Genomic DNA, 23,210 nt, shown 5'->3' on the forward strand with positions numbered 1-23,210 from the left:
GTGGGTATGGCTGAGGCTGTCCGGAGAACGCGCACCCGCGATGACGCCCCAGGAGGGCATCCCATGACCGAAGCCGCCGACCGGGACAGACTCGCCGCGCTGCACGGGGTGGACGTCACCTACCGTCCGTCGCCGGACCGCGAGGTGCGCGTGCCGGACGGGACGGTCGTGGCGGTGCTGGCCGCGCTGGGCGTCGACGCCTCGACCCCGGCGGCCGTGCGGAACGCGCTGGCCGAGCACGACCACCGCGCGGGGCGCCGGCTGCTCCCCCGCAGCGTCGTGATGCGCAGCGGACGTCCACTGCGGCACCGGCTGCCCGAGGGCACTGCGCTGCGGCTGACCACGGAGGACGGCACCGAGACCTCCTGGGACGGGGAAGCGCCGCTGCCCGTGGGGCGGCACGTGCTGCGCGCGCAGGCACCCGACGGGCGCGGCGCGCAGGCGCAGCTCGTCGTGGCGCCGGAGCGGCTGCCCGGCCCCCCGGAACGGGTCCTGGGCTTCATGGCGCAGCTGTACTCCGTGCTGTCCTCGCGGTCCTGGGGCATGGGCGACCTCGGGGACCTCGCGGACCTCGCGGCGTGGACGGGCCGGGCGCTGCACGCGGGCTTCCTGCAGGTCAACCCGTTGCACGTGGCCGTGCCCGGACATCCGACAGACCCGTCGCCGTACCGCCCCTCCTCGCGGCGCTTCCCGGACCCGGTGTACCTGCGGGTGGAGGAGATCCCCGAGTACGCCTACCTCGACGCCGACGACCGCGAGCGGGCGGCCGACCTGCTGCGCAAGGCGGCGGTGCTGCGCGACTCGGTGCTGCTCAAGGACGCCCTGATCGACCGGGACGCGGTCTGGGAGCTGAAGCGCGAGGCGCTCGCGCTGGTCCGCAAGGTGCCGCTGTCGCCGGGACGGCGGGCCGCGTACTGCGACTTCCTCGCGGAGCAGGGGCAGGCGCTGGACGACCACGCCACCTGGTCGATGCTGGCCGAGCTGCACGGCCCGGACTGGCACCGCTGGCCGGCGGGGCTGCGCGACCCGCGCTCGGGGCAGGTCGCGCGGCTCCGCGGCGAGCGGCTGGACCAGGTCGACTTCCACTGCTGGCTGGCCTGGCTGACGGACGCCCAGCTGGCCGCGGCACAGCGTGCGGCCCGGGACGCGGGCATGGCGGTCGGCATCGTCCACGACCTCGCGGTCGGGGTGCACCCCTCCGGTTCCGACGCCTGGGCGCTGCAGGACGCCCTCGCCCACGGGATGTCGGTCGGCGCGCCGCCGGACGCCTTCAACGCCCACGGCCAGGACTGGGGCCTGCCGCCGTGGCGCCCGGACGCCCTGGCCGCCACGGGCTACGCGCCCTACCGCGACCTGCTGCGCAACGTGCTGCGGCACGCCGGGGGCCTGCGCATCGACCACGTGATGGGGCTGTTCCGCCTGTGGTGGGTGCCCGAGGGCGAGCCGCCGACGCAGGGCGCGTACGTCCGTTACGACGCGGAGGCGATGCTCGGGGTCCTCGCGCTGGAGGCGCGGCGCGCCGGTGCCGTGGTCATAGGGGAGGACCTCGGCACGGTCGAGCCGGGCGTCCGCGAGGAGCTGGCCGACCGGGGCATCCTCGGCACGTCGGTGCTCTGGTTCGAGCGGGACTGGGAGGGGGCCCGCGGTTCCGCGCACGCCCGGCCGCTGCCGCCCTCGGCCTGGCGGGCGGACGCGCTGGCCACGGTGACCACTCACGACCTGCCCACGACGACCGCCCGGCTGACCGGGGAGCACGTGGGGCTGCGGCACCGGCTGGGGCTGCTGACCCGGCCGCTGGAGGTGGAGCAGGCCGAGGACGCGGTGGAGGTCGCGGAGTGGCTGGCACTGCTCGGCCGGCTCGGCATGCTGCCGGAGGGCACCCGGGACGAGGAGGCGGTCGTGAAGGCCGTCCACCGCTTCCTGGCGCGGACGCCGGCCCGGATGGTCGGGGTGTGGCTGCCGGACGGGGTCGGCGACCGCCGTCCGCAGAACCTGCCGGGCACCTGGGACGAGTACCCCAACTGGCGGCTTCCGGTCGCGGACCCGGAGGGGCGCCCGCTCACCCTGGAACAGCTGACGGCCTCGCCGCGGCTGCACGCGCTGGCGCACGAGGTGCGGACCGCGATGGCGGGGCCGGACGGGCCGTAACACCACCCCGGACGCGCGGGCCGCGGGAGCGTTCGCTACTTTGAGAGCGTGGACAAGCCCAACAAGAACGCCCTGCGCGCCGGTGCCGTGACGGCCGGCACGGCGCTGATGCTGCTGATGTCGTCCCCCGCGTTCGCGAACACCCGCGACGACGGCGACGACCCGGGTCCCGGCCTGAGCGTGGTCGAGACGCTGGGCCTGTACCTCGTGCTGCCGGTCGTCCTGTTCCTGGTCATCGCGGGCCTGGTCATGGTGACCGACAAGTCCCGCAAGTCCCAGGGCTGACCCCTTCGCACCTCGCTGACCGGGCCGCGGAGCACCACGGCCCGGTCTCAGGCGTTCCCGGCCGCCGCCGGTGCCCGCCCGGACGGCGCGTCGGCTCCCGGGCGGTAGGAGCACCGGAAGGACACGAGGCCCCCCGCGGCGGTGCGCCGCGGGGGCCTCGTCCGGCTCCGGGTGACGGTCAGCCGGCCGCCGCGTCCGCGGCCCGGGCCTTCAGGGCCCGCTCGACGCCGGCACGGCACTCCGTCACCATGCGCCGCAGCGCGGGCGCCGGATCGGCCGCCGCCAGCCAGGCGTCGGTGGCGTCCAGGGTCTCCTGGGAGACCTGGAGCGCCGGGTACAGGCCGACGATGATCTGCTGGGCCATCTCGTGGCTGCGGGAGCCGAAGACGTCCGAGACCGCCGCGAAGTAGCGCTGCGTGTACGGCGCCAGCAGCTCGCGCTGGTCGGGCTCGGAGAAGCCCGCGATGACCGCCTCCTGGACGGCGTTGGTGAGCGTCTCCGCCTCGACGACCGAGGCCCACGCCGCGGCCTTAGCCTCGGCCGTGGGACGCGCGGCGCGCGCGGTGGCGGCGTGCCGCTCGCCGGCCGCCGTGGCGTCCCGGCCGAGCTCCGCGGCGATGGCCTCCTCGTCGGCACGGCCGGTGGCCGCCAGCCGCTCCAGGAGGGACCAGCGCAGCTCGGTGTCGACGGCCAGGCCCTCGATCGTCTCGGTGCCGCCGAGCAGCCCCGCGATCAGGTCCAGCTGCTCCTTGGTGCGGGCCGTCGCGGCGAACGCGCGGGCCCAGGCGAGCTGGTGGTCGCTGCCGGGGGCGGCCGCGCGCAGGTGCTCCAGCGCCGCCTCCGTCCAGCGGGCGAGGCCCGTCTCGCGCCACCCGTCGGCCGCGTACAGCTCCAGCGCCGTCTTCACCTGGCGGTGCAGGGACTGCACGACGCCGATGTCGGACTCCTTGCCGATGCCGGAGAGCACCAGCTCCAGGTAGTCGCGGGTGGCGAGTTCGCCGTCGCGGGTCATGTCCCACGCGGCCGCCCACACCAGGGCGCGCGGCAGCGACTCGGTGAAGTCGCCGAGGTGCTCGCGGACGGTGGCCAGCGAGGCCTCGTCCAGGCGCACCTTGGCGTAGGACAGGTCGTCGTCGTTGAGCAGCACGACGGCCGGGCGCTTGACGCCGGTGAACTCCGGCACCGCGGTCAGCTCGCCGTCGACGTCCAGCTCGACGCGCTGCACACGCACCAGCTTGCCGTCCTGGAGGTCGTACGCGCCGACCGCGATGCGGTGCGGCCGCAGGATCGACTCGCCCTTGGCGCCGGCCGGCAGCGCCGGGGCCTCCTGGCGGACGGCGAAGGAGGTGATGGTGCCGTCGGCGGCGGTCTCGATCTCCGGGCGGAGGATGTTGATGCCGGCCGTCTCCAGCCACTTCTTCGACCAGGTCTTCAGGTCGCGGCCGGAGGTCTCCTCCAGGGCGGACAGCAGGTCGGTCAGGCGGGTGTTCTTCCAGGCGTGGCGCTTGAAGTACGCCTGGACGCCGGTGAAGAACGCGTCCATGCCGACGTAGGCCACCAGCTGCTTCAGGACCGAGGCGCCCTTGGCGTAGGTGATGCCGTCGAAGTTGACCTGCACGTCCTGGAGGTCGTTGATCTCCGCCATGATCGGGTGGGTGGACGGCAGCTGGTCCTGCCGGTACGCCCAGGTCTTCATGGAGTTGGCGAAGGTCGTCCAGGAGTGCGGCCACCTGCTGCCGGGCGCGTAGGCCTGGCAGGCGATGGAGGTGTAGGTGGCGAACGACTCGTTGAGCCAGAGGTCGTTCCACCACTCCATGGTGACCAGGTCGCCGAACCACATGTGGGCCAGCTCGTGGAGGATCGTCTCGGCGCGCACCTCGTAGGCGGCGTCGGTCACCTTGGAACGGAAGACGTACTGGTCGCGAATGGTGACCGCGCCCGCGTTCTCCATGGCGCCGGCGTTGAACTCCGGCACGAAGAGCTGGTCGTACTTGGCGAAGGGGTAGGGGAAGTCGAACTTCTCCTCGAACCAGTCGAAGCCCTGCCGGGTGACCGCGAAGATGGCCTCGGCGTCGAGGAACTCCGTCAGCGACGGGCGGCAGTACAGGGCCAGCGGCACGCTGCGGCCGCCCTCGCCCTCCCAGGTGCTGTGCACGGCGTGGTAGGGACCGGCGATCAGCGCGGTGATGTAGGTGGAGATGCGCGGGGTGGGCGCGAAGCTCCACGTGTCGCCGGCCGGCTCGGGGGTCGGGGAGTTGGAGACGACCGTCCACCCGGCCGGGGCCTTCACGGTGAAGGTGAAGGCCGCCTTGAGGTCGGGCTGCTCGAAGCAGGTGAAGACCCGGCGGGCGTCCGGGACCTCGAACTGGGTGTAGAGGTAAGCCTGCTTGTCGACCGGGTCGACGAAGCGGTGCAGGCCCTCGCCGGTGTTGGTGTACGCCGCGTCCGCGACGACCCGCAGCTCGTTGGCGCCGGCCTGCAGCGACGGCAGGGCGATCCGGCTGTCCGCGAAGACCTCGGCCGGGTCCAGCGCGGTGCCGTTGAGCACCACCTCGTGGACGGCGGGGGCGACCAGGTCGATGAAGGTCGAGGCACCCGCCTCGGCGGAGTCGAAGCGCACCGTGGTCACCGACCGGAAGGTGCCGCCCTCCTGGGCCCCGCTCAGGTCGAGCTCGATGTCGTACGTGTCCACGGTGAGCAGGCGCGCTCGCTGCCGCGCCTCCTCGCGTGTGAGGTTCGTGCCGGGCACGTGTCCGTCTCCTTCGTCGGGTTTTCGGCCATCCTCGCACGCGGGAGGGGTGGGACGGCCGGGGGTTTTCCCTCGGCGGTCCGGCCGTGTCCCCGGCCGCCGCCGGCTACCGGCGGTACGGGCCGCGCGCACGGGGCGCAGGGGGCGCGTCCGCACGTTGACACGCCCTCCGTGCGGGTGATGGGCTGTCGGACCATGACCCCGGGCAGGAGAACCGCCTCGACCCGCACGGCAGCACTCGTCGCCGCCGTCGTCGGCGGACTGCTCGGGACCGCACCGGTCGCCCTGGCCACCCCGCCCGCCACCCCTCCGGCGGCGCCCGGCGTGGCGGACGACACCGCGACGGCCTCCACCGCGACAGACGGCACCGTGACGGCCGGCGCCCTGCCGGCCGTCCACCCCAGGCCGCAGTCGCTGCGCGCCCGCGGCGCCTCCGTCGCCGTGCCGGACACGGCGACCCTGGTCGCGGGGCCGGGTGCCGACCCGTACGCCCTGGACGCCCTCCGCGCGGTCCTGCGCGGCGCGGGCGTGACCACGCTCCACGAGGACGCCGGCGGACCGCGCGGGCTGGTGGTGTACGCCGGCGGCCCGCGGGCCGCCGGAGCGCTGCGCGCCCTGGGCGCCGCGCCCACCGGGGACCTGCCCTCCGGCGGCTACCGGCTGGCCGTGGGCCGTACCGGCGGCCATGAGGTCGTCGCGCTGGACGGGACGGGCGGGGACGGCCTGTTCCACGCGGTGCAGACGCTCCGCCAGCTGGCGACCGGGCGCCGCCTGCCGGGCGTCGTCGTCCGCGACTGGCCGGCGGCCGCGACCCGCGGCGTCGCCGAGAGTTTCTACGGCGAGCCCTGGACCCGGGAACAGCGCCTCGCCCAGCTGGACTTCCTCGGCCGCACCAAGCAGAACCGCTACCTGTACGCCCCCGGCGACGACCCCTACCGCCAGGAGCGCTGGCGCGAGCCCTACCCGGCGGCGCGCCGCGCGGAGTTCCGCGAACTGGCCGAGCGGGCCCGGGCCAACCACGTGACCCTGGCCTGGGCCGTGTCGCCGGGCCAGGCATTGTGCTTCTCCTCGCAGGACGACCGCGGGGCGCTGCTGCGCAAGGCCGACGCGATGTGGGCGCTGGGAGTCCGCGCCTTCCAGCTGCAGTTCCAGGACGTGAGCTACAGCGAGTGGCACTGCGACGACGACGCGGACGCCTACGGCGACGGCCCGGCGGCCGCGGCCCGGGCGCAGGCCGAGGTGGCCGACGCGCTCGCCGTCCACCTGGCGGAGCGCCACCGGGCCGCGGTGCCGCTGTCGCTGCTGCCGACGGAGTACTACCAGGACGGTGCCACCGACTTCCGCCGCACGCTGGCCCGGGAGCTCGACCGGCGGGTGGAGGTGGCGTGGACGGGCGTCGGCGTCGTCCCGGGGGAGATCACCGGACGGCAGGTCGCCGACGCGCGGGCGGCGCTGCAGCACCCGCTGCTGACGATGGACGACTACCCGGTCAACGACTTCGCCGAGGACCGGGTCTTCCTCGGCCCCTACACCGGACGCGAGCCCGCGGTCGCGACGGCCACCGCGGGCCTGCTGGCGGCGGCGATGCGGCAGCCCGCCGCCTCCCGGATCGCGCTGTTCACCGTCGCCGACTACGCGTGGAACCCGCGCGGGTACGACCGCGCCGCGTCCTGGCGCGCCGCGATCGACGACCTGGCGGGCCCCGACCCCGGGGCGCGGGACGCGCTGCGCGCCCTGGCGGGCAACGCGGCCTCCTCGGCGCTGGACGGGTCGGAGTCGGCGTACCTGCGGCCGCTCATCGCGGAGTTCCTCGACGCCTACGCGCACGGCGGCCCTGACCGGGTGGTGGCGGCCGCCGCCCGGCTGCGCGCGGAGTTCACCACGATGCGCGGCGCCCCGGAACGGCTGGACGGGCCGGCGGGCGGCTCCATCGGCGGCGAGCTGCGGCCGTGGCTGAGCCTGCTGGCCCGCTACGGTTCGGCGGGCGAACACGCCGTCGACATGCTGGTGGCGCTGCGCGCCGGCGACGGCACCGGGGCCTGGAGGCACCGGCTGGCGCTGGAGCGGGCCCGCCGGCGAACAGCGGACAGCCCCGCCACCGTCGGCCAGGGTGTGCTCGACCCGTTCCTCGCCACGTCGCTGGCCATGGCGGACGCGTGGACCGGCGTACGCACCACGGGCCGCAAGGCCACCGCCACCCTCGGCTCGGCGCGGTCGACCGACCCGTCGCTGATGACCGACGGCAAGGACGGCACCTCCTGGGCCAGCGACGCCCCGCCGCAGCAGGACGACACCTTCGGGGTCGACCTGGGCGGCACCCGCACGATCCACTCCGTCCGGGTCGCCATGGGCGCCGCGCAGCCCGGCCCCGAGCGGGACGACTACCTGCGCGAGGCGGTGCTGGAGTACTCGGCGGGCGACGAGAGCGGCTGGCGGACCGCCGCCACGGTGCACGACGACCGCACCGTGACCGTGCGGCTGCCCGAGGGCACCCGGGCGCGGTACGTGCGGCTGCGCGCGACCGCGCCGCAGGAGAACGCCGTGTCGGTACGGGAGTTCACCGTGACCACCGAGGACGACGGCACCTCCGGTGCCTTCGCGGCCGACCCCTCGTCCCTGGCGGCCTCCGACGGCGACGCCACCACCACCGTCCGGGTGCCCGCCGGGGGGCTGACCCTGGAGTACGGCTCGGCCCGCCCGCTGGAGGCGCTGACCGTGCTCACCGACACCGGGCCCGGTGCCGCCGGGTCGGTGGAGGTGCGGGTGCCCGGCCAGGGCTGGCACCGGCTCGGTTCGCTGGGCAGCGGCTGGACCGAACTGCCGGCGCGGGGCCTGCCGGCCGACGCGGTGCGGGTCACGGCGTCGGAGGGGGCCCGCCCGCCGGTCGTCCACGAGATCGTGCCCTGGTACGCGGACCGGCCCGCGGCCCGGATGACCCTGGACCGCACGAAGACCGACCTCGAACCCGGCGGCGCCCCCGCGACCGTCACCGCGGAGCTGACCGACGACTCACCGGCGGCGGCCGAGGTGTCGCTGACCGCCGAGGCGCCCCCGGGCGTGGCGGTCGTGACGCCCGGGACGGTGCGACTGCCGCGCGGCGGCAAGGTGGTGGTCCCGGTGCGGCTGTCCCTGCCGGCGGACGGTGCCCCCGGGGTGTACGAGGTGCCGCTGGTGTTCCGCGCCGAGGGCCGTACCGTGCGGCAGACCGTCACCGTGCACGCCCGTCCGCGCACCGGCGGCCCCGACCTCGCCGCGGGCGCCCCGGCCACCTCCTCCGGTGACGAGACGCCGGACTTCCCGGCCTCGGCGCTGACCGACGGCGACCCGGCGACCCGCTGGTCCTCCCCCGTGCGGGACGACGCCTGGGTGCAGGCCGAGTTGCCGCGGGCCGCCAGGGTCGGCCGGGTGGTGCTGCGCTGGCAGGACGCGTACGCCTCCCGCTACACGATCCTGACCTCGGCCGACGGGCAGAGCTGGCACACCGCGGCGGTGGTCTCCGACGGCCGCGGCGGCACCGAGTCCGTACGGCTGGACGCCCCCTCCGGCACGCGCTTCATCCGGGTGCAGGGGCTGGAGCGCGGAACCAAGTACGGCTACTCGCTGTACTCGCTGCAGGCGTACGCCGTCACCGGCTGAGCCGGCGACCGCCCACCCTCCCCAACCCACCACTTTCCGGGGGCCGTTGCGCGACGGCCGCACGGGTGTCACTTTTCACTCAGTACATGTATTGAGTGAATAGAAGGAGGGGGCGTCGCATGAGCACCGGCAACGTCCTGCTGGGTCTGCTCGCCGCCGGTCCTGGCCACGGCTACGACCTCAAGCGGCGGCACGACGAACGCTTCCCCGAAGCCCGCCCCCTCGCCTACGGACAGGTCTACACGAGCCTGCAGCGCCTGGTGCGCGACGGCCTCGCCGAGGTCGACGCCACGGAGAGCGACGGCGGCCCGGAGCGCACCACCTACCGGCTCACCGAGCGGGGCTCGCAGACCCTGCGGACCTGGCTCGGCGAGCCCGTACCGCCCGCGCCGGTCAGCGCGGCCAACGAGATCTTCGCCAAGGTCACGGCGATCATCGCCTCCGGCTACGGCGACCCGGCCGCCTTCCTGCGCCTCCAGCGCGCCGCCCACATCGCGCGGATGCGCGAGCTGACCACCGTGAAGACCACGGCCGGCGCCCCGCTGGCGGCCGTGCTCTCCGCCGACTACGCCCTCACCCATCTCGACGCCGACCTGCGCTGGATGGACAACGCCGCGCAGCGCCTCGGCGCACTGGCCGAGGAGGTCGCCTCAACATGACGACACCTCTGATCGAGGCACACGGCCTCGTCAAGCGGTACGGCACCACCGACGCCCTGCGCGGCGCCTCGCTGCGGCTGCTGCCCGGGGAGGTGCTGGCCGTCACCGGACCGAGCGGCAGCGGCAAGTCCACGCTGCTGCACTGCATGTCCGGCATCGTCCGGCCCGACGAGGGCGAGATCCACTACGGCGTCGAGCGCCTCGACCAGGCGGGCGAGAACCGCCGCTCCACCCTGCGGCGCACCGACTTCGGCGTGGTCTTCCAGTTCGGGCAACTGGTCGGCGAACTGACCGCCCTCGACAACGTGGCTTTGCCACTGCTGCTGGCCGGGACCTCGCGTGCCGCGGCCCACAGGAGTGCCCGCACCTGGCTGGAGCGCTTCGGCGTCCTGGGCCAGGCCGGACTGCGCCCCGGCGAGATGTCCGGCGGCCAGGGCCAGCGCGTCGCCCTGGCCCGCGCCATGGTCACCACGCCCAAGGCGGTCTTCGCGGACGAGCCGACCGGCGCCCTGGACTCCCTCGCCGGTGAGCAGGTCATGACGGCGCTGGTCCACGCCGCCCGCGAGTCCGGCACCGCCGTGCTGCTGATCACGCACGACGCCCAGGTCGCGGCGTACGCGGACCGCGAGGCGACCGTCCGGGACGGCGTCGTCGAGACCGAGGACGAGCCCGCCGCGGAGGTGACCCGGTGAGGGGGCTGCGGGGGGACGCCCTGCTGGCCTGGGCCATGCTGCGGGGCTCCCCGCGCAGCGAGTGGTGGCGTCTGGCGCTGACCGCGCTCGGCGCGGCCCTCGGCACGGGCTTCGCGCTCGCGGCCGCGGTCGTGGCCGTGATCGGCACCCGGTACGGGGGCGACCCTCCCCGGTACACCAACGGCCTGCTCAACAGCGCCGGGCTGCGGCCGGGGGTCGTCGTGGTGCTCCTGCTGCTCCTGGTCCCGGTGCTGGCCTTCCTCGGCCAGTGCACCCGGATCGGCGCCCTGCGGCGTGAACAGCGGTTGGCCGCACTCCGCCTGTCCGGGGCCGGCCCGCGGCAGGTCCGGCGGATCGCCGCACTGGAGGCGGGCGCCGCGGGCGGCCTGGGGGCGGTGGCCGGGCTGCTGGGCTTCCTGGCGCTGCGCGCCCTGCTCACGGCGGTGCAGGACGACCGCGAGGCGCTGACCTGGCCCTCCGACGTACCCGTGCCATGGCCTCCGGCCGCCCTGGTCGTCCTCGCGGTGCCGCTGCTGGCGACGGCGGAGGCGCGGTTCGCGCTGCGCCGGTCGGCCCGCGACCCGCTGGGCGTGATCGCGAAGCGGCGCCCCCCGCGCGGCGGGGCGGTCCGCTGGCTGCTGGGCCCGGTCGCGCTGCTGGCGGGGACCGCGCTGATGCTGGCGGGGACGCGGGTGGCGCCGGCGCCGCTGGTGGTGGGGTCGGTGATCCTCGCGCTCTACGTCTACGGGCTGCTCCACAGCAGCGCCGGGCTCGCGCTGCTCACGGGGAGGCTGGCCGCCCGGTCGGGCCGCCCGGTGCTGCTGATCGCCGGGCAACGGCTGCGGAACGATCCCTGGGCCGCGTCGCGGGCCCACGCGGTGCTGATGCTCGCGGCGCTGGTGGGCGCGGGCTGGGTGACCGCGCGCCGTGTGGCGGTGGACGGACTGCGCGCGGAGAGCGGCTACAGCGCCGACGAGCTGGGCTTCTACATCGGCGGCTGGAACCTGGCGGGGCTCGCCATCCTGATCGCCAGTGCGGTCACCGTGAGCGGCGTCGCGGTGGGCGTCGTGGAGTCGCTGATGACCCGCCGCCGGACCCTGGCCGCCCTTGCCGCGGCGGGCACGCCACGGAAGGTGCTGTGGCGCGCCACACTGCTGGAGACCGCGCTGCCCCTCGCCCCCGCGCTCGTGCTGGGCGCCGTCTGCGGCCTGACGCTGATCTCGCCCGTCCTGCTCAACGCCGAGCGGCGCGCCCTGCCACTGCTGGAGCCGGCGCTGCTCACCGGCGGGCTCCTGGCCGCCGCACTGCTGGCGACCGCGGCCTGCCTGCCGCTGCTGCGGCGCACCGTGCACCCGGCGCAGCTGCGCCACGAGTAGCGGGCGCAGGGCACCGGAAGGGGGCCCCGGACCGGCACGGGGGTGCGGTCCGGGGCCCTGGGCCCGGTCAGGAACAGGTCAGGAACAGGTCAGGACAACACGAAGGCCCGGTCTCAGGCGGATATGCCGTCGATCCGGGCCATGGCGTCCTCCGCGCCGAATGCCTGCAGGTATGGCAGCCAGCGCGGGTCCCTATGCCCCGTCCCGATGATCCGCCAGGCGAGGCCCGACGGCGGGGCGGGCTGGTGGCGCATCCGCCAGCCGAGCTCGGCGACGTGGCGGTCGGCCTTGAGGTGGTTGCACCGGCGGCATGCCGCGACCACGTTCTCCCACGTGTGCTGGCCCCCGCGGCTGCGCGGGATCACGTGGTCGACGCTGGTTGCGACGCCTCCGCAGTACGCGCACCGGCCGCCGTCCCGGGCGAACAGCGCCCGCCGGGTCAGGGGCACGGGGCCGCGAAAGGGCACTCGGACGAATTTGGTGAGCTTGACGACACTGGGAGCGGGGACAGTACAGGTCGCGCTGTGCATATAGGCGCCGGATTCCTCGAGGCACACGGCCTTCTTGTTCAGCACGAGGATGAGCGCGCGGCGGAGCGGTACGACGCCGAGCGGCTCGTACGACGCGTTGAGGACCAGGACATGCGGCACGGGTGCCTCCTTTTACGCCGGCGGCGCGTGGCTCGCGCCGGGACGATCTGCCCACAGTCTCTCCGGAAGCCCGGTCGCGGCGCCACCATGACCGGGTAACGGAGCGAGGGTGTTTTCAACCACACCCCTTTTACATGCCCTGAATCACCGCACGTCGCGCTCGAACAGCACAACGGGACACTTCGCCTCCCCCGTTAGTGTGGGAAGCCTGCCCAACCCGGAGGTTTCCGCCCGTGTCCCCATCGCCGTCCACCGTCACGACGATCGACGACGCCCACAAGAGCGCGACCGACGCCGCCGACTACATCAGCCGGAACTGGGCGGACTGGCTCTCCGCCGGGCTGCGCATCCTGCTGATCGTGGTGATCGCGCTGGTGCTGCGGACCGTCGTGCGCCGGATGATCACCAAGTTCATCGAGCGCATGAACCGCGGCGCCGAGGCCGCCGGGACCAGCGCCCTGGGCGGACTGCTGGTCAACGCGGAGCGGCGGCGGCAGCGCAGCGAGGCGATCGGCTCGGTGCTGCGCAGCGTGGCCTCGTTCGTGATCCTGGGGACGGCGGCGCTGACGGTGCTGTCCGTACTGAAGATCAACCTGGCTCCGCTGCTGGCCAGCGCCGGTGTGGCCGGTGTGGCGATCGGCTTCGGCGCGCGGAACCTGGTGACCGACTTCCTCTCCGGCGTCTTCATGATCCTGGAGGACCAGTACGGCGTCGGGGACGTCATCGACGCGGGCGTCGCCAGCGGCACCGTGGTCGAGGTCGGACTGCGGGTGACCAAGCTGCGCGGCGACAACGGCGAGATCTGGTACGTCCGCAACGGCGAGGTGAAGCGGATCGGCAACCTCAGCCAGGGCTGGGCGACGGCCGTGGTGGACGTCCAGGTCGGCTACACGGAGGACCTGGACCGGGCCCGCGCGGTGATCGAGGAGACCGCCGCCGCGATGGCCAAGGACCAGCCGTGGGACGAGGTGCTCTGGGAGCCGGTCGAGGTGCTGGGCCTGGAGTCGGTGACCTCGGACTCCGTGCTGATCCAGGCACAGGCCAAGACCATGCCGGGCAAGGCGGCCGCGGTCGCGCGGGAACTGCGCTGGCGGATCAAGCGGGCCTTCGACGCGGCCGGGATCGCGATCGTCGGCGGCACCCCGCAGGCGGTGGCGGAGGACGAGCCCGCCGACCCCTCGGCCGCCGTGGCCCCGCCGTCCGCGCTGGCCAACCCGGCCTCCCCGCAGGCGCTGGCGGCCCAGCCGCTGGCGCCCGCGCCGGCGTCGTCCCAGCCGAGCACGGTCAAGTAGCGAACGCCGCCCTCCAGGGGCGCCGGGCACCGCCCGGCGCCCCTTTTCCCTGCCCCGGCGCGGCCGGTAACGCTTTGGCGGCGACCTCGCGAACCGCCCTTGACGCTCCGGCTACGGGCGCCTACCTTGCCTTTCACCAACAGGAAAGTTTCCTAACTACCAACAGGGGGCACACCCGCCCCTCCGACCCCACCCAGCCCACCAGCCCCGTGCCGTAGCCTGCGGCGCGAGCCGTCACGACGAGGGAGGACGAGACCGTGGCCGGTACCCCCGGAAGCCCAGGCACCCCTGGCACCCCCGGCACACCGCGCGTACTGCGGGCGATGAACGACCGTGCCGCGCTCGACCTGCTCATCGAACACGGCCCCCTCTCCCGGACCCGGATCGGCAAGCTCACCGGGCTGTCCAAGCCCACCGCCTCCCAGCTCCTCGCCCGCCTCGAAGCGGCCGGACTGGTGCTCGCCACCGGCACGACCGCCGGACGCCCGGGACCCAACGCCCAGCTGTACGCGGTCAACCCCGCGGCAGCGCACGTCGCCGGCCTCGACGTGACGACCGAGCGCATCCGCGCCGCCGTCGCCGACATCACCGGCCGGGTGGTCGGCGTCTTCGAGCTCGCCACCCCCGGCCGCGGCCGGCGCGGCCAGGGCGGCGCCGTCGAACAGGTCGTCCAGGCCGTCGACGGCGCGGTCAAGGCGGCCGGACTGCACCGCACCGACCTGCACCGGATCGTCGTCGGTACCCCCGGCGCCTTCGACCCCAGCACCGGCCGGCTGCGCTACGCCAGCCACCTCCCCGGCTGGCACTCCCCCGCCCTCCTGGACGAGCTGGCCGCCGCCCTGCCCGTCCCCCTGGAGTACGACAACGACGTGAACCTCGCCGCCGTCGCCGAGCAGCGGCTCGGCGCGGCCCGGGACCACGACGACTTCGTCCTGCTGTGGAACGAGGAGGGCATCGGCGCGGCCATCGTGATCGGCGGCCGGCTGCACCGCGGCTGGACCGGCGGCGCCGGCGAGGTCGGCTTCATGCCGGTGCCGGGGACCCCCCTGGTCCGGCACGTCGCCAAGGCCAACGCCGGCGGCTTCCAGGAGCTGGCGGGCTGCAACGCGGTGCTGCGCATCGCGCGCGAACTGGGACTGCCCGTGCCGCGGGGCACGCAGGCCGAGGGCGCCTCGGCGCTGCTGGCCGCGGCGGCGGGGACCGGTGACGGCGCGCACGCGGAACTGCTGCGGCGCTTCGCCACCGGGCTCGCCGTCGGACTCGCCTCGCTGGTGACCGTCCTCGACCCCGGCCTGATCGTCCTGGCCGGCGGGGTGATCGCCGCCGGCGGGGAGCCGCTGCGCTCCCTCGTCCAGTCCGAACTGGCCGAACTGGCCGTGCCCCGGCCCCGGCTGGTGCTCGGCGGCGTACCGAACGACCCCGTCCTGTCCGGAGCGCTGCAGAGCGCCCTCGCCACCACCCGCGACGAGGTGTTCGACACCTCGCGCTGACCGCAACAGCCCACCCACCACCCGCACTCGCAGCGGACGGGCCCGCCCCGGGTCCCTCCGCCGGTCTCGCACACCCTCGAACCGCCCGAAGTCCCCCCGGAGGAAGCGAAGTGTCCGGTTCCACCAAGACGGCCGCGGCCGCCGTCGCGGCAGCCGCCGCGATAACCCTGCTGACGAGCGCGTGCACGGGCTCGAGCAACAACACCGCAGGCGACGACCCCACCAAGGACGTGACCATCACCTTCTGGCACGGCTGGTCCGCGCCCAGCGAGGTGAAGGCGATCGACGCCAACGTCAAGGCGTTCGAGAAGGCCCACCCCAACATCCACGTCAAGGTGCAGGGCAACATCACCGACGACAAGATCAACCAGGCACTGCGGGCCGGCGGCCCCAACGCCCCGGACGTCGTCTCCTCCTTCACCACGGACAACGTCGGCAAGTTCTGCGCCTCCAACGCCTTCGCCGACCTGGACCCGTTCCTGAAGAAGTCCGGCATCGACCCGGCCACCACCTTCCCCAAGCCGATGCTGGAGTACACCCAGTTCGAGGGGAAGCGCTGCACGCTGCCGCTGCTCGGCGACGCCTACGGCCTCTACTACAACAAGGACGCCTTCAAGGCCGCCGGGATCGCCTCCCCGCCGAAGACGCTCTCGGAGTTCAAGGCCGACGCCGTCAAGCTCACCAAGAGCAAGGGCGACTCCTACTCCCAGCTCGGCTTCATGCCGAACTTCCACGGCTACGAGTCGACCACCACGCACCTGGCCGCCCAGTGGGGCGCCAGGTACTTCGACGCGGACGGCAAGTCGAACGTCGCCAAGGACCCCGGTTTCGCCGCCATGTTCACCTGGCAGCAGGACATGGTGAAGGCGCTCGGCGGCTTCAAGAAGCTGGAGAAGTACCGGTCCGGCTTCGGTGACGAGTGGGGCGCCAAGAACCCCTTCCACACCGGGCAGGTGGCCATGGCCGTCGACGGCGAGTGGCGGGCCGGCATGGCCAAGGAGGCGGGCACGAAGTTCGAGATCGGCGTCGCCCCCTTCCCCGTACCGGACGACCAGGCCGACACCTACGGCAAGGGCTACCTCTCGGGCACGATCATCGGCGTCGCCAACACCAGCGCCAAGAAGAACGCCGCCTGGGAACTGGTGAAGTACATGGCCACCGACACCGACGCGGTGGTGAGCTTCTCCAACGCCATCCACAACGTGCCGTCCACGCTCGCCGCGCTCAAGTCCCCCGACCTCGACGCCGATCCCCTCTTCCGCACCTTCGTGGAGATCGCGCAGAACCCGAACAGCAGCACCACCCCCGCCAGCGTCAACGGCGGCACCTACCAGCTGACCCTGCAGGACTTCGGCTACGCCTACGAGGCCGGAAAGCAGACCGACCTGGCCGCGGGCCTCAAGGGCGTCGACGAGCAGGTCGACAAGGACATCGCGCAGGCCCGCTGATGAGCACCGTCCACCCGATGCTGAGGGCGAAGCGCCGCCGCGAGGCGCTTCGCACCCTCGCCTTCATGTCGCCCTGGATCGTCGGCTTCAGCGTCTTCTTCGCCTACCCGCTGGTCTCGACCGTCTACTTCTCCTTCATGAAGTACGACGGGTTCGCCGCCCCCACCTGGAACGGCGTCAGGAACTGGTCGTACGTCTTCAACGACTACCCGTTCTTCTGGCCGGCGCTGCGCAACACCCTGTGGCTGGTCGTGGTCATGGTCAGCCTCCGGGTCGTGTTCGGCCTGGGGATCGGCCTGCTGATCACCAAGATCAAGACCGGTGCGGGACTCTTCCGCACCGCCTTCTACCTGCCCTACCTGGCCCCGCCGGTAGCCGCGACGATGGCCTTCGCCTTCCTCCTCAACCCCGGCACGGGACCCGTCAACAACCTGCTGGGCAAAGCCGGACTGCCGACGCCCGGCTGGTTCAACGACCCGACGTGGTCCAAGCCCGCCCTCACACTGCTCGCGCTGTGGGGCATCGGCGACCTCATGGTCATCTTCATGGCCGCGCTGCTCGACGTGCCCAAGGAGCAGTACGAGGCCGCCGAGCTGGACGGCGCCGGGCCCTGGGCGAGGTTCCGCTACGTCACGCTGCCGAACATCTCGCCCATCGTGATGTTCGCCGTCGTGACCGGCGTGATCCAGACGATGCAGTACTACACCCAGCCCCTGGTGGCGGGGAAGGTCGCCAGCGGCGTCATCGGCGGCTCCGGCCAGCAGTTCGAGCCGGGCTACCCGGAGAAGTCCACGCTGACCCTGCCGCAGCTGGTCTACAACCTCGGCTTCCAGCGCTTCGACACCGGCTCGGCCTGTGTGATCGCCCTCGTGCTCTTCGCGCTCGCCATGGCCTTCACCGCGCTCCTCATGCGCCGCCGCAGCGGCTTCCTGACGGCGGAGGACTGACACCCATGACCACCCACGCCACCCTCGCCCCCTCCGCCACGGCGCCCGCCACCGGTCTCCCCTCCGGTGCCCGGCGCGACGCCGCCCGCAAGGCGGCGCTCCACTGGATCGCGGTGCACGCCCTCGGCATCGCAGCCGCGCTCTTCTTCGTCCTGCCCTTCGTCTTCGTCTTCCTCACCGCGGTGATGAGCGACAGCCAGGCCCTCACCCGCGACCTGTGGCCGAGGACCTGGGAGTGGGGCAACTTCGGCACCGTCTGGGACACCCCCGGTTTCCTCACCTGGTGGCGCAACACCCTGCTGTACGCGGGCCTCGGCACCGTGCTGACCGTCGTGTCCAGCACGCCGGTCGCCTACGCGCTGGCCAAGTTCCGCTTCCGCGGGCGCAACCTGTCGATGATGCTCGTGATCTCCACGATGATGCTGCCCCCGCAGGTCGTCATCGTGCCCATGTACCTGTTCTGGGCGAAGCAGCTGCACCTGTCGGGCACGCTGTGGCCGCTGATCATCCCGATGGCCTTCGGCGACGCGTTCACCATCTTCCTGCTGCGGCAGTTCCTGCTGACCATCCCCAAGGAGTACACGGACGCGGCCCGGGTCGACGGCTGCGGCGAACTGCGCACGATGCTGCGCGTCGTCCTGCCGATGGCGAAGCCGGCCATCGCAGCCGTGGCGCTGTTCCAGTTCTTCTACTGCTGGAACGACTACTTCGGCCCGCAGATCTACGCGAGCGAGAACCCGGCGGCCTGGACCCTCAGTTACGGCCTGGAGTCCTTCAAGGGCGCCCACCACACCAACTGGAACCTGACGATGGCCGCCACGGTGCTGGTCATGGCACCCGTGATCGTCGTCTTCTTCTTCGCGCAAAAGGCCTTCATCGAAGGCGTGACGTTGACGGGAGTAAAGGGATGAAGCTGGCGGTCGTGGGCGGAGGGTCCACGTACACCCCGGAACTCATCGACGGGTTCGCCCGGTTGCGGGAGACCCTGCCGGTCGAGGAGCTGGTCCTGGTCGACCCCGCCGAGGACCGGCTGCGGCTGGTCGGCGGGCTCGCCCGGCGGATCTTCGCCCGGCAGGGCCACCCCGGCACCGTGACCACCACCTCCGACCTGGACGCGGGCGTGGCCGGGGCCGACGCCGTGCTGCTGCAGCTGCGCGTCGGCGGCCAGGCCGCCCGGGCGCAGGACGAGGCCTGGCCGCTGGAGTGCGGCTGCGTCGGCCAGGAGACCACCGGCGCGGGCGGCCTCGCCAAGGCGCTGCGCACGGTGCCGGTGGTGCTGGACATCGCCGAGCGGGTGCGCCGGGCCGCCCCCGACGCCTGGATCATCGACTTCACCAACCCGGTCGGCATCGTCACGCGTGCCCTGCTGCAGGCCGGCCACAAGGCCGTCGGGCTGTGCAACGTCGCCATCGGCTTCCAGCGCAGGTTCGCCGGGCTGCTCGGCGTGACGCCCGAGCAGGTCCACCTCGACCACGTGGGCCTGAACCACCTCACCTGGGAGCGCGGCGTCCGGATCGGCGGACCCGAGGGCGAGGACGTCCTGCCGAAGCTGCTCGCCGAGCACGGCGACGGCATCGCCGGCGACCTCCACCTGCCCCGCGCGCTGCTGGACCGGCTGGGTGTGGTGCCCTCGTACTACCTGCGGTACTACTACGCCCACGACGAGGTCGTGCGGGAGATGCGGGACAAGCCCTCCCGGGCCGCCGAGGTGGCCGCCATCGAGGCCGAACTGCTGGAGATGTACGGGGACGAGACCCTCGACGAGAAGCCGGAGCTGCTCTCCCGGCGCGGCGGGGCCTACTACTCGGAGGCCGCCGTGGCGCTCGCCTCCTCCCTGTTGCGGAACACCGGCGACGTCCAGGTCGTCAACACCCGCAACGACGGCACCCTGCCGTTCCTCCCCGACGACGCCGTCATCGAGGTGCCGGCCACCGTGGACGCGAACGGGACGCACCCGCTGCCCGTCCCGCCCCTGGACCCGCTGTTCGGCGGCCTGGTCGCCAACGTCACCGGCTACGAGGACCTGGCGCTGACCGCCGCCGTGCACGGCGGCCGCGACCGGGTGTTCAAGGCCCTGCTGTCGCACCCCCTCGTCGGCCAGTACGAGTACGCCGAGGCCCTGACCGACCGTCTGATCGCGCACAACCGGGAGCACCTCGCGTGGGCCTGAACCCTCTCGTCCCCGACGGCGTGCTCGCCGTCGACGCGGGCAACAGCAAGACCGACGTGGCCCTGGTCGCCGCCGACGGGACGGTGCTCGGCACCGCCCGCGGCGGGGGGTTCCAGCCGCAGGTCGTCGGCACCGAGGCGGCGGTCGAGGTGATCGCGCGGATCGTGGAGTGGGCCGCGGACGCCGCGGGCCTGTCCCCGCGGTCCGGCGGGCCGCTGGTGCGGCACGTCTCCGCGTGCCTGGCCAACGCCGACCTGCCCGTCGAGGAGCAGCAGCTCGAACTCGCCGTCCACGCCCGCGGCTGGGGGGAGGACACCCGCGTCGCCAACGACACCTTCGCCCTGCTGCGCGCGGGCGTCGACGAGCCGCGCGGGGTCGCCGTGGTCTGCGGCGCGGGCATCAACTGCGCGGGCATGCTCCCGGACGGCCGTACCGCCCGCTTCCCGGCGATCGGCCACCTCTCCGGCGACTGGGGCGGCGGGGCTGGCCTGGCCGACGAGGCCCTGTGGTGGGCGGCGCGCGCCGAGGACGGCCGTGGCGGCTCCACCGCGCTCGCCACGACGCTGCCCGGGCACTTCGGGCTGACCTCGATGTACGCCCTGATCGAGGCCCTCCACCTGGGCCGTGTCGCGGTCTCCCGCAAGCACGAGCTGACCCCGGTGCTCTTCGCCACGGCGCAGGACGGCGACCCGGTCGCGCGGGCGATCGTGGAGCGGCAGGCCGAGGAGATCGTGGTCATGGCCACGGTCGCGCTGCGCCGGCTCGGCCTCCTCGACGAGGAGACCGACGTCGTCCTCGGCGGGGGTGTGCTGGCCGCCCGTCACCCCCTGCTGATGGACTCCGTGACCTCCCTGCTGGCCGCCGCGGCGCCCAAGGCCGTACCCCGGGTGGTCACCTCGCCGCCGGTGCTGGGCGCCGCCCTGCTGGGCCTGGACCGCACGGGCGCGGCCGCCGAGGCGCACGCGCGGCTGCGGGCGCACTACGCATCGGTGGGCTCCGTGTCGTGACCGGCGCGCACGCCGGGGGAACCGAACACGCTCCCCCGTGCGTGGTGAGCTGCGAGGGGGCGGCGCGCGGGGGGACCCACGGGCGGCGGTCGGACCGTGTCGGACGGCAAGATCCACGCAATCCCTGGGTGGATGTCTGTGACGACGGTCATACTGCTGGTCATGGGCTCGTCGCGCGGGCGAACGGGTCGGGGGGAGGGCCGGCAGGTGACACGGACGCCGATGGAGACGGAGTCGCCGACCGTGCGGGTGGACACGCCCGCACCCGGCGGCAGGCGACCGCGGGCGTGGGTGGAGCGACCACGCGCGTGGCGCGCCGCGGCCACCACGGAACCGGGCAGGCTGCGCGTCATCGGGGTGCTGCTGGCCCTGTGCGTCGTGGCGTTCGGCGCGGTGACGGCGTGGCAGATCACCGAGCGCTCGGCCGCGGCCGACGACGTGATCCACCACAGCGGGCCGCTGAGCGCGCGTGCCGCGGACATCTACCGCTCGCTCGCCGACGCCGACGCCACCGCCGCCGGCGGTTTCCTGGCCGGGGGCGACGATCCCGCGCAGGACCGCGAGCGGTACGCCCGGGACATCCGTACGGCCTCGCGGAACATCGCCGAGGCGGCGGCCAGTTCCGAGGACTCCGCCCAGGCGCGGGAACGCCTGGAGCGGCTGAACCAGCGGCTGTCGGTCTACACCGGGCTGGTCGAGCGGGCCCGGGCCAACAACCGCCAGGGCTTCCCGGTCGGCGGGGCGTACCTGCGGCGCGCCAACAAGATGATGAGCGAGGAGATCCTCCCCGACGCCAAGCAGCTGTGGACGATCGAGACCGAGCGGCTGGGCGAGGACTACGCGGACGCCAAGGTGCTGCCGCTGGCCGCCTGGGCGCTCGGCGTCGTGGCGCTGGCCGCGCTGGTGTGGGCGCAGCGGCGTTCGTACCGGCGCACGCAGCGGGTGTTCAACCCGGGCATGGTGGCGGGCACGGTGGCCACCGCCGTCGTCCTGCTGTGGCTGGTCGCCGGGCACGGTGTCGCCCGCGCGAAGCTCGACGACTCCTACGCGCACGGGGCGCAGTCGCTGCAGATCCTCAACGAGGCCCGGATCCAGACCCTGCAAGCCCGGGGCAACGAGAATCTGACGCTCGTGGCCCGCGGCAGCGGGGACGCCTACAGCGCGGCGTACGACAAGCAACTGCAGGGCCTGGCAGGCACGGACGCCGACGGCCGGACGGGCCTGCTGGCGCAGGCGCTCGGCCTGGCCGACGACGACCGGGGCCGCGAGAGCGTCACCTCCGCCATGGAGGCCGCGAAGGCCTGGTGGGGGCTGCACGCGGAGGCCCGTGAGAAGGACGACGAGGGCAACTACCTGGACGCCGTGGCCCAGACGATCGGCGGCACGTACGAGGACGGCGGGCGGCCCGAGCAGTACACCGGCTTCTGCTTCGACCAGGTGGACACCGACCTCGCCCGTGCCGTCGCGCACGAGCAGCAGGAGTTCGAACAGGCCGCCGCCGACGGGCGCGGCGCGCTGGGCGGTTTGGTGCCGGGGGCCGCGCTGCTGGCGGTGCTGGGCGCCGCGGGCGCGGTGCTCGGCATCGGGCGCCGGCTTTCGGAGTACCGGTGAGCGGGGGGAGGCCGCCGATGGGACGCGAGGGACACGGGCAGCGCCGGTGGCGCGGGCGGGGCTGGGGTGCCGTGGTCTCGGCGGCCCTGGTGGCCGCCGTCGCGGCCGCCGCCGCCGTGCTGCCGCCGAAGGAGGGCGCGGGCCGGGACGGCCGGCCGGAGGCCAGGACGACGGCCACCGGGAGTCCCGCCGCGGCGCCGGGGAAGGCCGCGGCCGACGACGACTGCGGCGGCCACCCGGAGGCGAGCCTGCGACCGTCCTCCGCGAGCGGTCCCGCGGTCGAGCGGATCCGCAAGCGCGGCAAGCTGGTCGTCGGGGTCGACCAGAACAGCTACCGCTGGAGCTACCGCGACCCGGCCTCCCGGAAGATCGTCGGCTTCGACATCGACCTGGCCAAGGCCATCGCCGAGGACATCCTCGGCGACGAGGACGCCATCCTGTACAGGACCGTGCCGACCGCCAAGCGCTTCGACGCCGTCAACAACCGCGACGTGGACCTGCTGGTGCGGACCGTGAGCATCACCTGCGAGCGGATCACGGAGCGGCACATCGCCTTCTCCACGGCCTACTTCGAGGCGGGACAGCAGCTGCTGGTCCCCCGTCAGGGTTCGGCGATCAAGGGGTTCGACTCCTCCGCGCGGGGGAAACGGATCTGCGTCGCCCAGGGCAGCACCGCCCAGGCCGAGCTGGAGAAGGAGAAGGAGCGGCTGCGGCCGCGCGTCCTCCTCGTGGCGAACCAGCTGGACTGCCTGGTGATGCTGCAACTCGGCGAGGCCGACGCCGTGTTCACCGACAACGCCCTTGCCGCCGGCCAGGCGGCGCAGGACCCGGCGGTGCGGCTGGTGGGCGAACCGGTCACCACCGAGTACTACGGCGTGGCGATGAACGACAAGGACACCGACCTGGTGCGCCGGGTCAACAGGGTGCTGGAGGACTACCGCGGCGGCGGCGCGGACAGCCATTGGATGCAGGCGTACCGTACCTGGCTGGAAGCGGACCTCCCCGGCATCGAGGGGCCGCCGCAACCGCTCTACAAGGACTGACGGCAAG

General features: G+C 73.8%; 17 protein-coding genes. 15 read left to right on the top strand and 2 right to left on the bottom strand.

Features of this window, described 5'->3' with window-relative positions:
* Positions 1-63: 63 nt before the first annotated feature.
* Together malQ and ACFZAU_RS13695 are read left to right on the top strand one after the other, a co-directional pair.
* Complete coding sequence (gene malQ / locus ACFZAU_RS13690) at positions 64-2,148, top strand: 4-alpha-glucanotransferase (protein ID WP_500552267.1); 2,085 nt, start codon at positions 64-66, stop codon at positions 2,146-2,148.
* A 48-nt stretch (positions 2,149-2,196) separates the two neighbouring features.
* Positions 2,197-2,433 carry a hypothetical protein gene (locus tag ACFZAU_RS13695; RefSeq protein ID WP_500461697.1) on the top strand — a complete coding sequence of 79 codons (237 nt, stop codon included), beginning with the start codon at positions 2,197-2,199 and terminating at the stop codon, positions 2,431-2,433.
* A 178-nt stretch (positions 2,434-2,611) separates the two neighbouring features.
* On the opposite strand, the gene pepN is transcribed toward ACFZAU_RS13695, so the two are convergent.
* Positions 2,612-5,182, bottom strand: a complete 2,571-nt coding sequence (gene pepN / locus ACFZAU_RS13700) for an aminopeptidase N (RefSeq protein ID WP_500552268.1) — start codon at positions 5,180-5,182, stop codon at positions 2,612-2,614.
* A 195-nt stretch (positions 5,183-5,377) separates the two neighbouring features.
* Here pepN and ACFZAU_RS13705 point away from each other — a divergent pair, with 195 nt between their 5' ends.
* From ACFZAU_RS13705 to ACFZAU_RS13720, 4 genes are all read left to right on the top strand, one after another.
* The gene (locus tag ACFZAU_RS13705; RefSeq protein ID WP_500552269.1) at positions 5,378-8,818 is read left to right on the top strand and encodes a beta-N-acetylglucosaminidase domain-containing protein; all 3,441 of its coding nucleotides are present in this window, start codon (positions 5,378-5,380) and stop codon (positions 8,816-8,818) included.
* A gap of 119 nt (positions 8,819-8,937) precedes the next feature.
* Positions 8,938-9,477: a PadR family transcriptional regulator gene (locus ACFZAU_RS13710; RefSeq protein WP_500552270.1), complete on the top strand. Its 540-nt coding sequence runs from the start codon at positions 8,938-8,940 to the stop codon at positions 9,475-9,477.
* Positions 9,474-10,169, top strand: a complete 696-nt coding sequence (locus tag ACFZAU_RS13715; protein WP_499598991.1) for an ABC transporter ATP-binding protein — start codon at positions 9,474-9,476, stop codon at positions 10,167-10,169. Before ACFZAU_RS13710 ends, ACFZAU_RS13715 begins: the two co-directional genes overlap by 4 nt.
* The gene (locus ACFZAU_RS13720) at positions 10,166-11,545 is read left to right on the top strand and encodes an FtsX-like permease family protein (RefSeq protein ID WP_500552271.1); all 1,380 of its coding nucleotides are present in this window, start codon (positions 10,166-10,168) and stop codon (positions 11,543-11,545) included. Before ACFZAU_RS13715 ends, ACFZAU_RS13720 begins: the two co-directional genes overlap by 4 nt.
* 113 nt (positions 11,546-11,658) lie before the next feature.
* Here the strand turns inward: ACFZAU_RS13720 and ACFZAU_RS13725 are convergent, their stop codons facing one another.
* On the bottom strand, positions 11,659-12,195 hold the full coding sequence (locus tag ACFZAU_RS13725; protein ID WP_499598993.1) for an HNH endonuclease: 537 nt from the start codon (positions 12,193-12,195) through the stop codon (positions 11,659-11,661).
* 233 nt (positions 12,196-12,428) lie between these two features.
* On the opposite strand from ACFZAU_RS13725, the gene ACFZAU_RS13730 reads away from it, so the two are divergent.
* The 9 genes from ACFZAU_RS13730 (at position 12,429) to ACFZAU_RS13770 (ending at position 23,203) form a co-directional block, all read left to right on the top strand.
* Positions 12,429-13,487, top strand: a complete 1,059-nt coding sequence (locus ACFZAU_RS13730) for a mechanosensitive ion channel family protein (protein ID WP_500461656.1) — start codon at positions 12,429-12,431, stop codon at positions 13,485-13,487.
* A gap of 323 nt (positions 13,488-13,810) precedes the next feature.
* Positions 13,811-14,977 carry an ROK family transcriptional regulator gene (locus ACFZAU_RS13735; protein ID WP_500552272.1) on the top strand — a complete coding sequence of 389 codons (1,167 nt, stop codon included), beginning with the start codon at positions 13,811-13,813 and terminating at the stop codon, positions 14,975-14,977.
* 110 nt (positions 14,978-15,087) lie between these two features.
* Entirely contained in the window at positions 15,088-16,425 is a 1,338-nt protein-coding gene (locus ACFZAU_RS13740; protein ID WP_500552273.1) for an ABC transporter substrate-binding protein, read from the top strand.
* On the top strand, positions 16,425-17,372 hold the full coding sequence (locus ACFZAU_RS13745; RefSeq protein ID WP_500461659.1) for a carbohydrate ABC transporter permease: 948 nt from the start codon (positions 16,425-16,427) through the stop codon (positions 17,370-17,372). The genes ACFZAU_RS13740 and ACFZAU_RS13745 overlap by 1 nt, the downstream gene beginning before the upstream one ends.
* A 5-nt stretch (positions 17,373-17,377) precedes the next feature.
* Positions 17,378-18,283: a carbohydrate ABC transporter permease gene (locus ACFZAU_RS13750; RefSeq protein ID WP_500552274.1), complete on the top strand. Its 906-nt coding sequence runs from the start codon at positions 17,378-17,380 to the stop codon at positions 18,281-18,283.
* On the top strand, positions 18,280-19,542 hold the full coding sequence (locus ACFZAU_RS13755; RefSeq protein WP_499599006.1) for a 6-phospho-beta-glucosidase: 1,263 nt from the start codon (positions 18,280-18,282) through the stop codon (positions 19,540-19,542). Before ACFZAU_RS13750 ends, ACFZAU_RS13755 begins: the two co-directional genes overlap by 4 nt.
* Positions 19,533-20,549: an N-acetylglucosamine kinase gene (locus tag ACFZAU_RS13760; protein WP_500552275.1), complete on the top strand. Its 1,017-nt coding sequence runs from the start codon at positions 19,533-19,535 to the stop codon at positions 20,547-20,549. Before ACFZAU_RS13755 ends, ACFZAU_RS13760 begins: the two co-directional genes overlap by 10 nt.
* A gap of 207 nt (positions 20,550-20,756) precedes the next feature.
* Complete coding sequence (locus ACFZAU_RS13765; RefSeq protein WP_500552276.1) at positions 20,757-22,160, top strand: GlnX family signal transduction membrane protein; 1,404 nt, start codon at positions 20,757-20,759, stop codon at positions 22,158-22,160.
* A gap of 17 nt (positions 22,161-22,177) precedes the next feature.
* Positions 22,178-23,203: a glutamate ABC transporter substrate-binding protein gene (locus ACFZAU_RS13770; RefSeq protein ID WP_500552277.1), complete on the top strand. Its 1,026-nt coding sequence runs from the start codon at positions 22,178-22,180 to the stop codon at positions 23,201-23,203.
* The last annotated feature ends 7 nt before the right edge of the window (positions 23,204-23,210 follow it).

This window comes from Streptomyces sp. NPDC008238, from assembly GCF_042956445.1.
Lineage (GTDB): Bacteria > Actinomycetota > Actinomycetes > Streptomycetales > Streptomycetaceae > Actinacidiphila.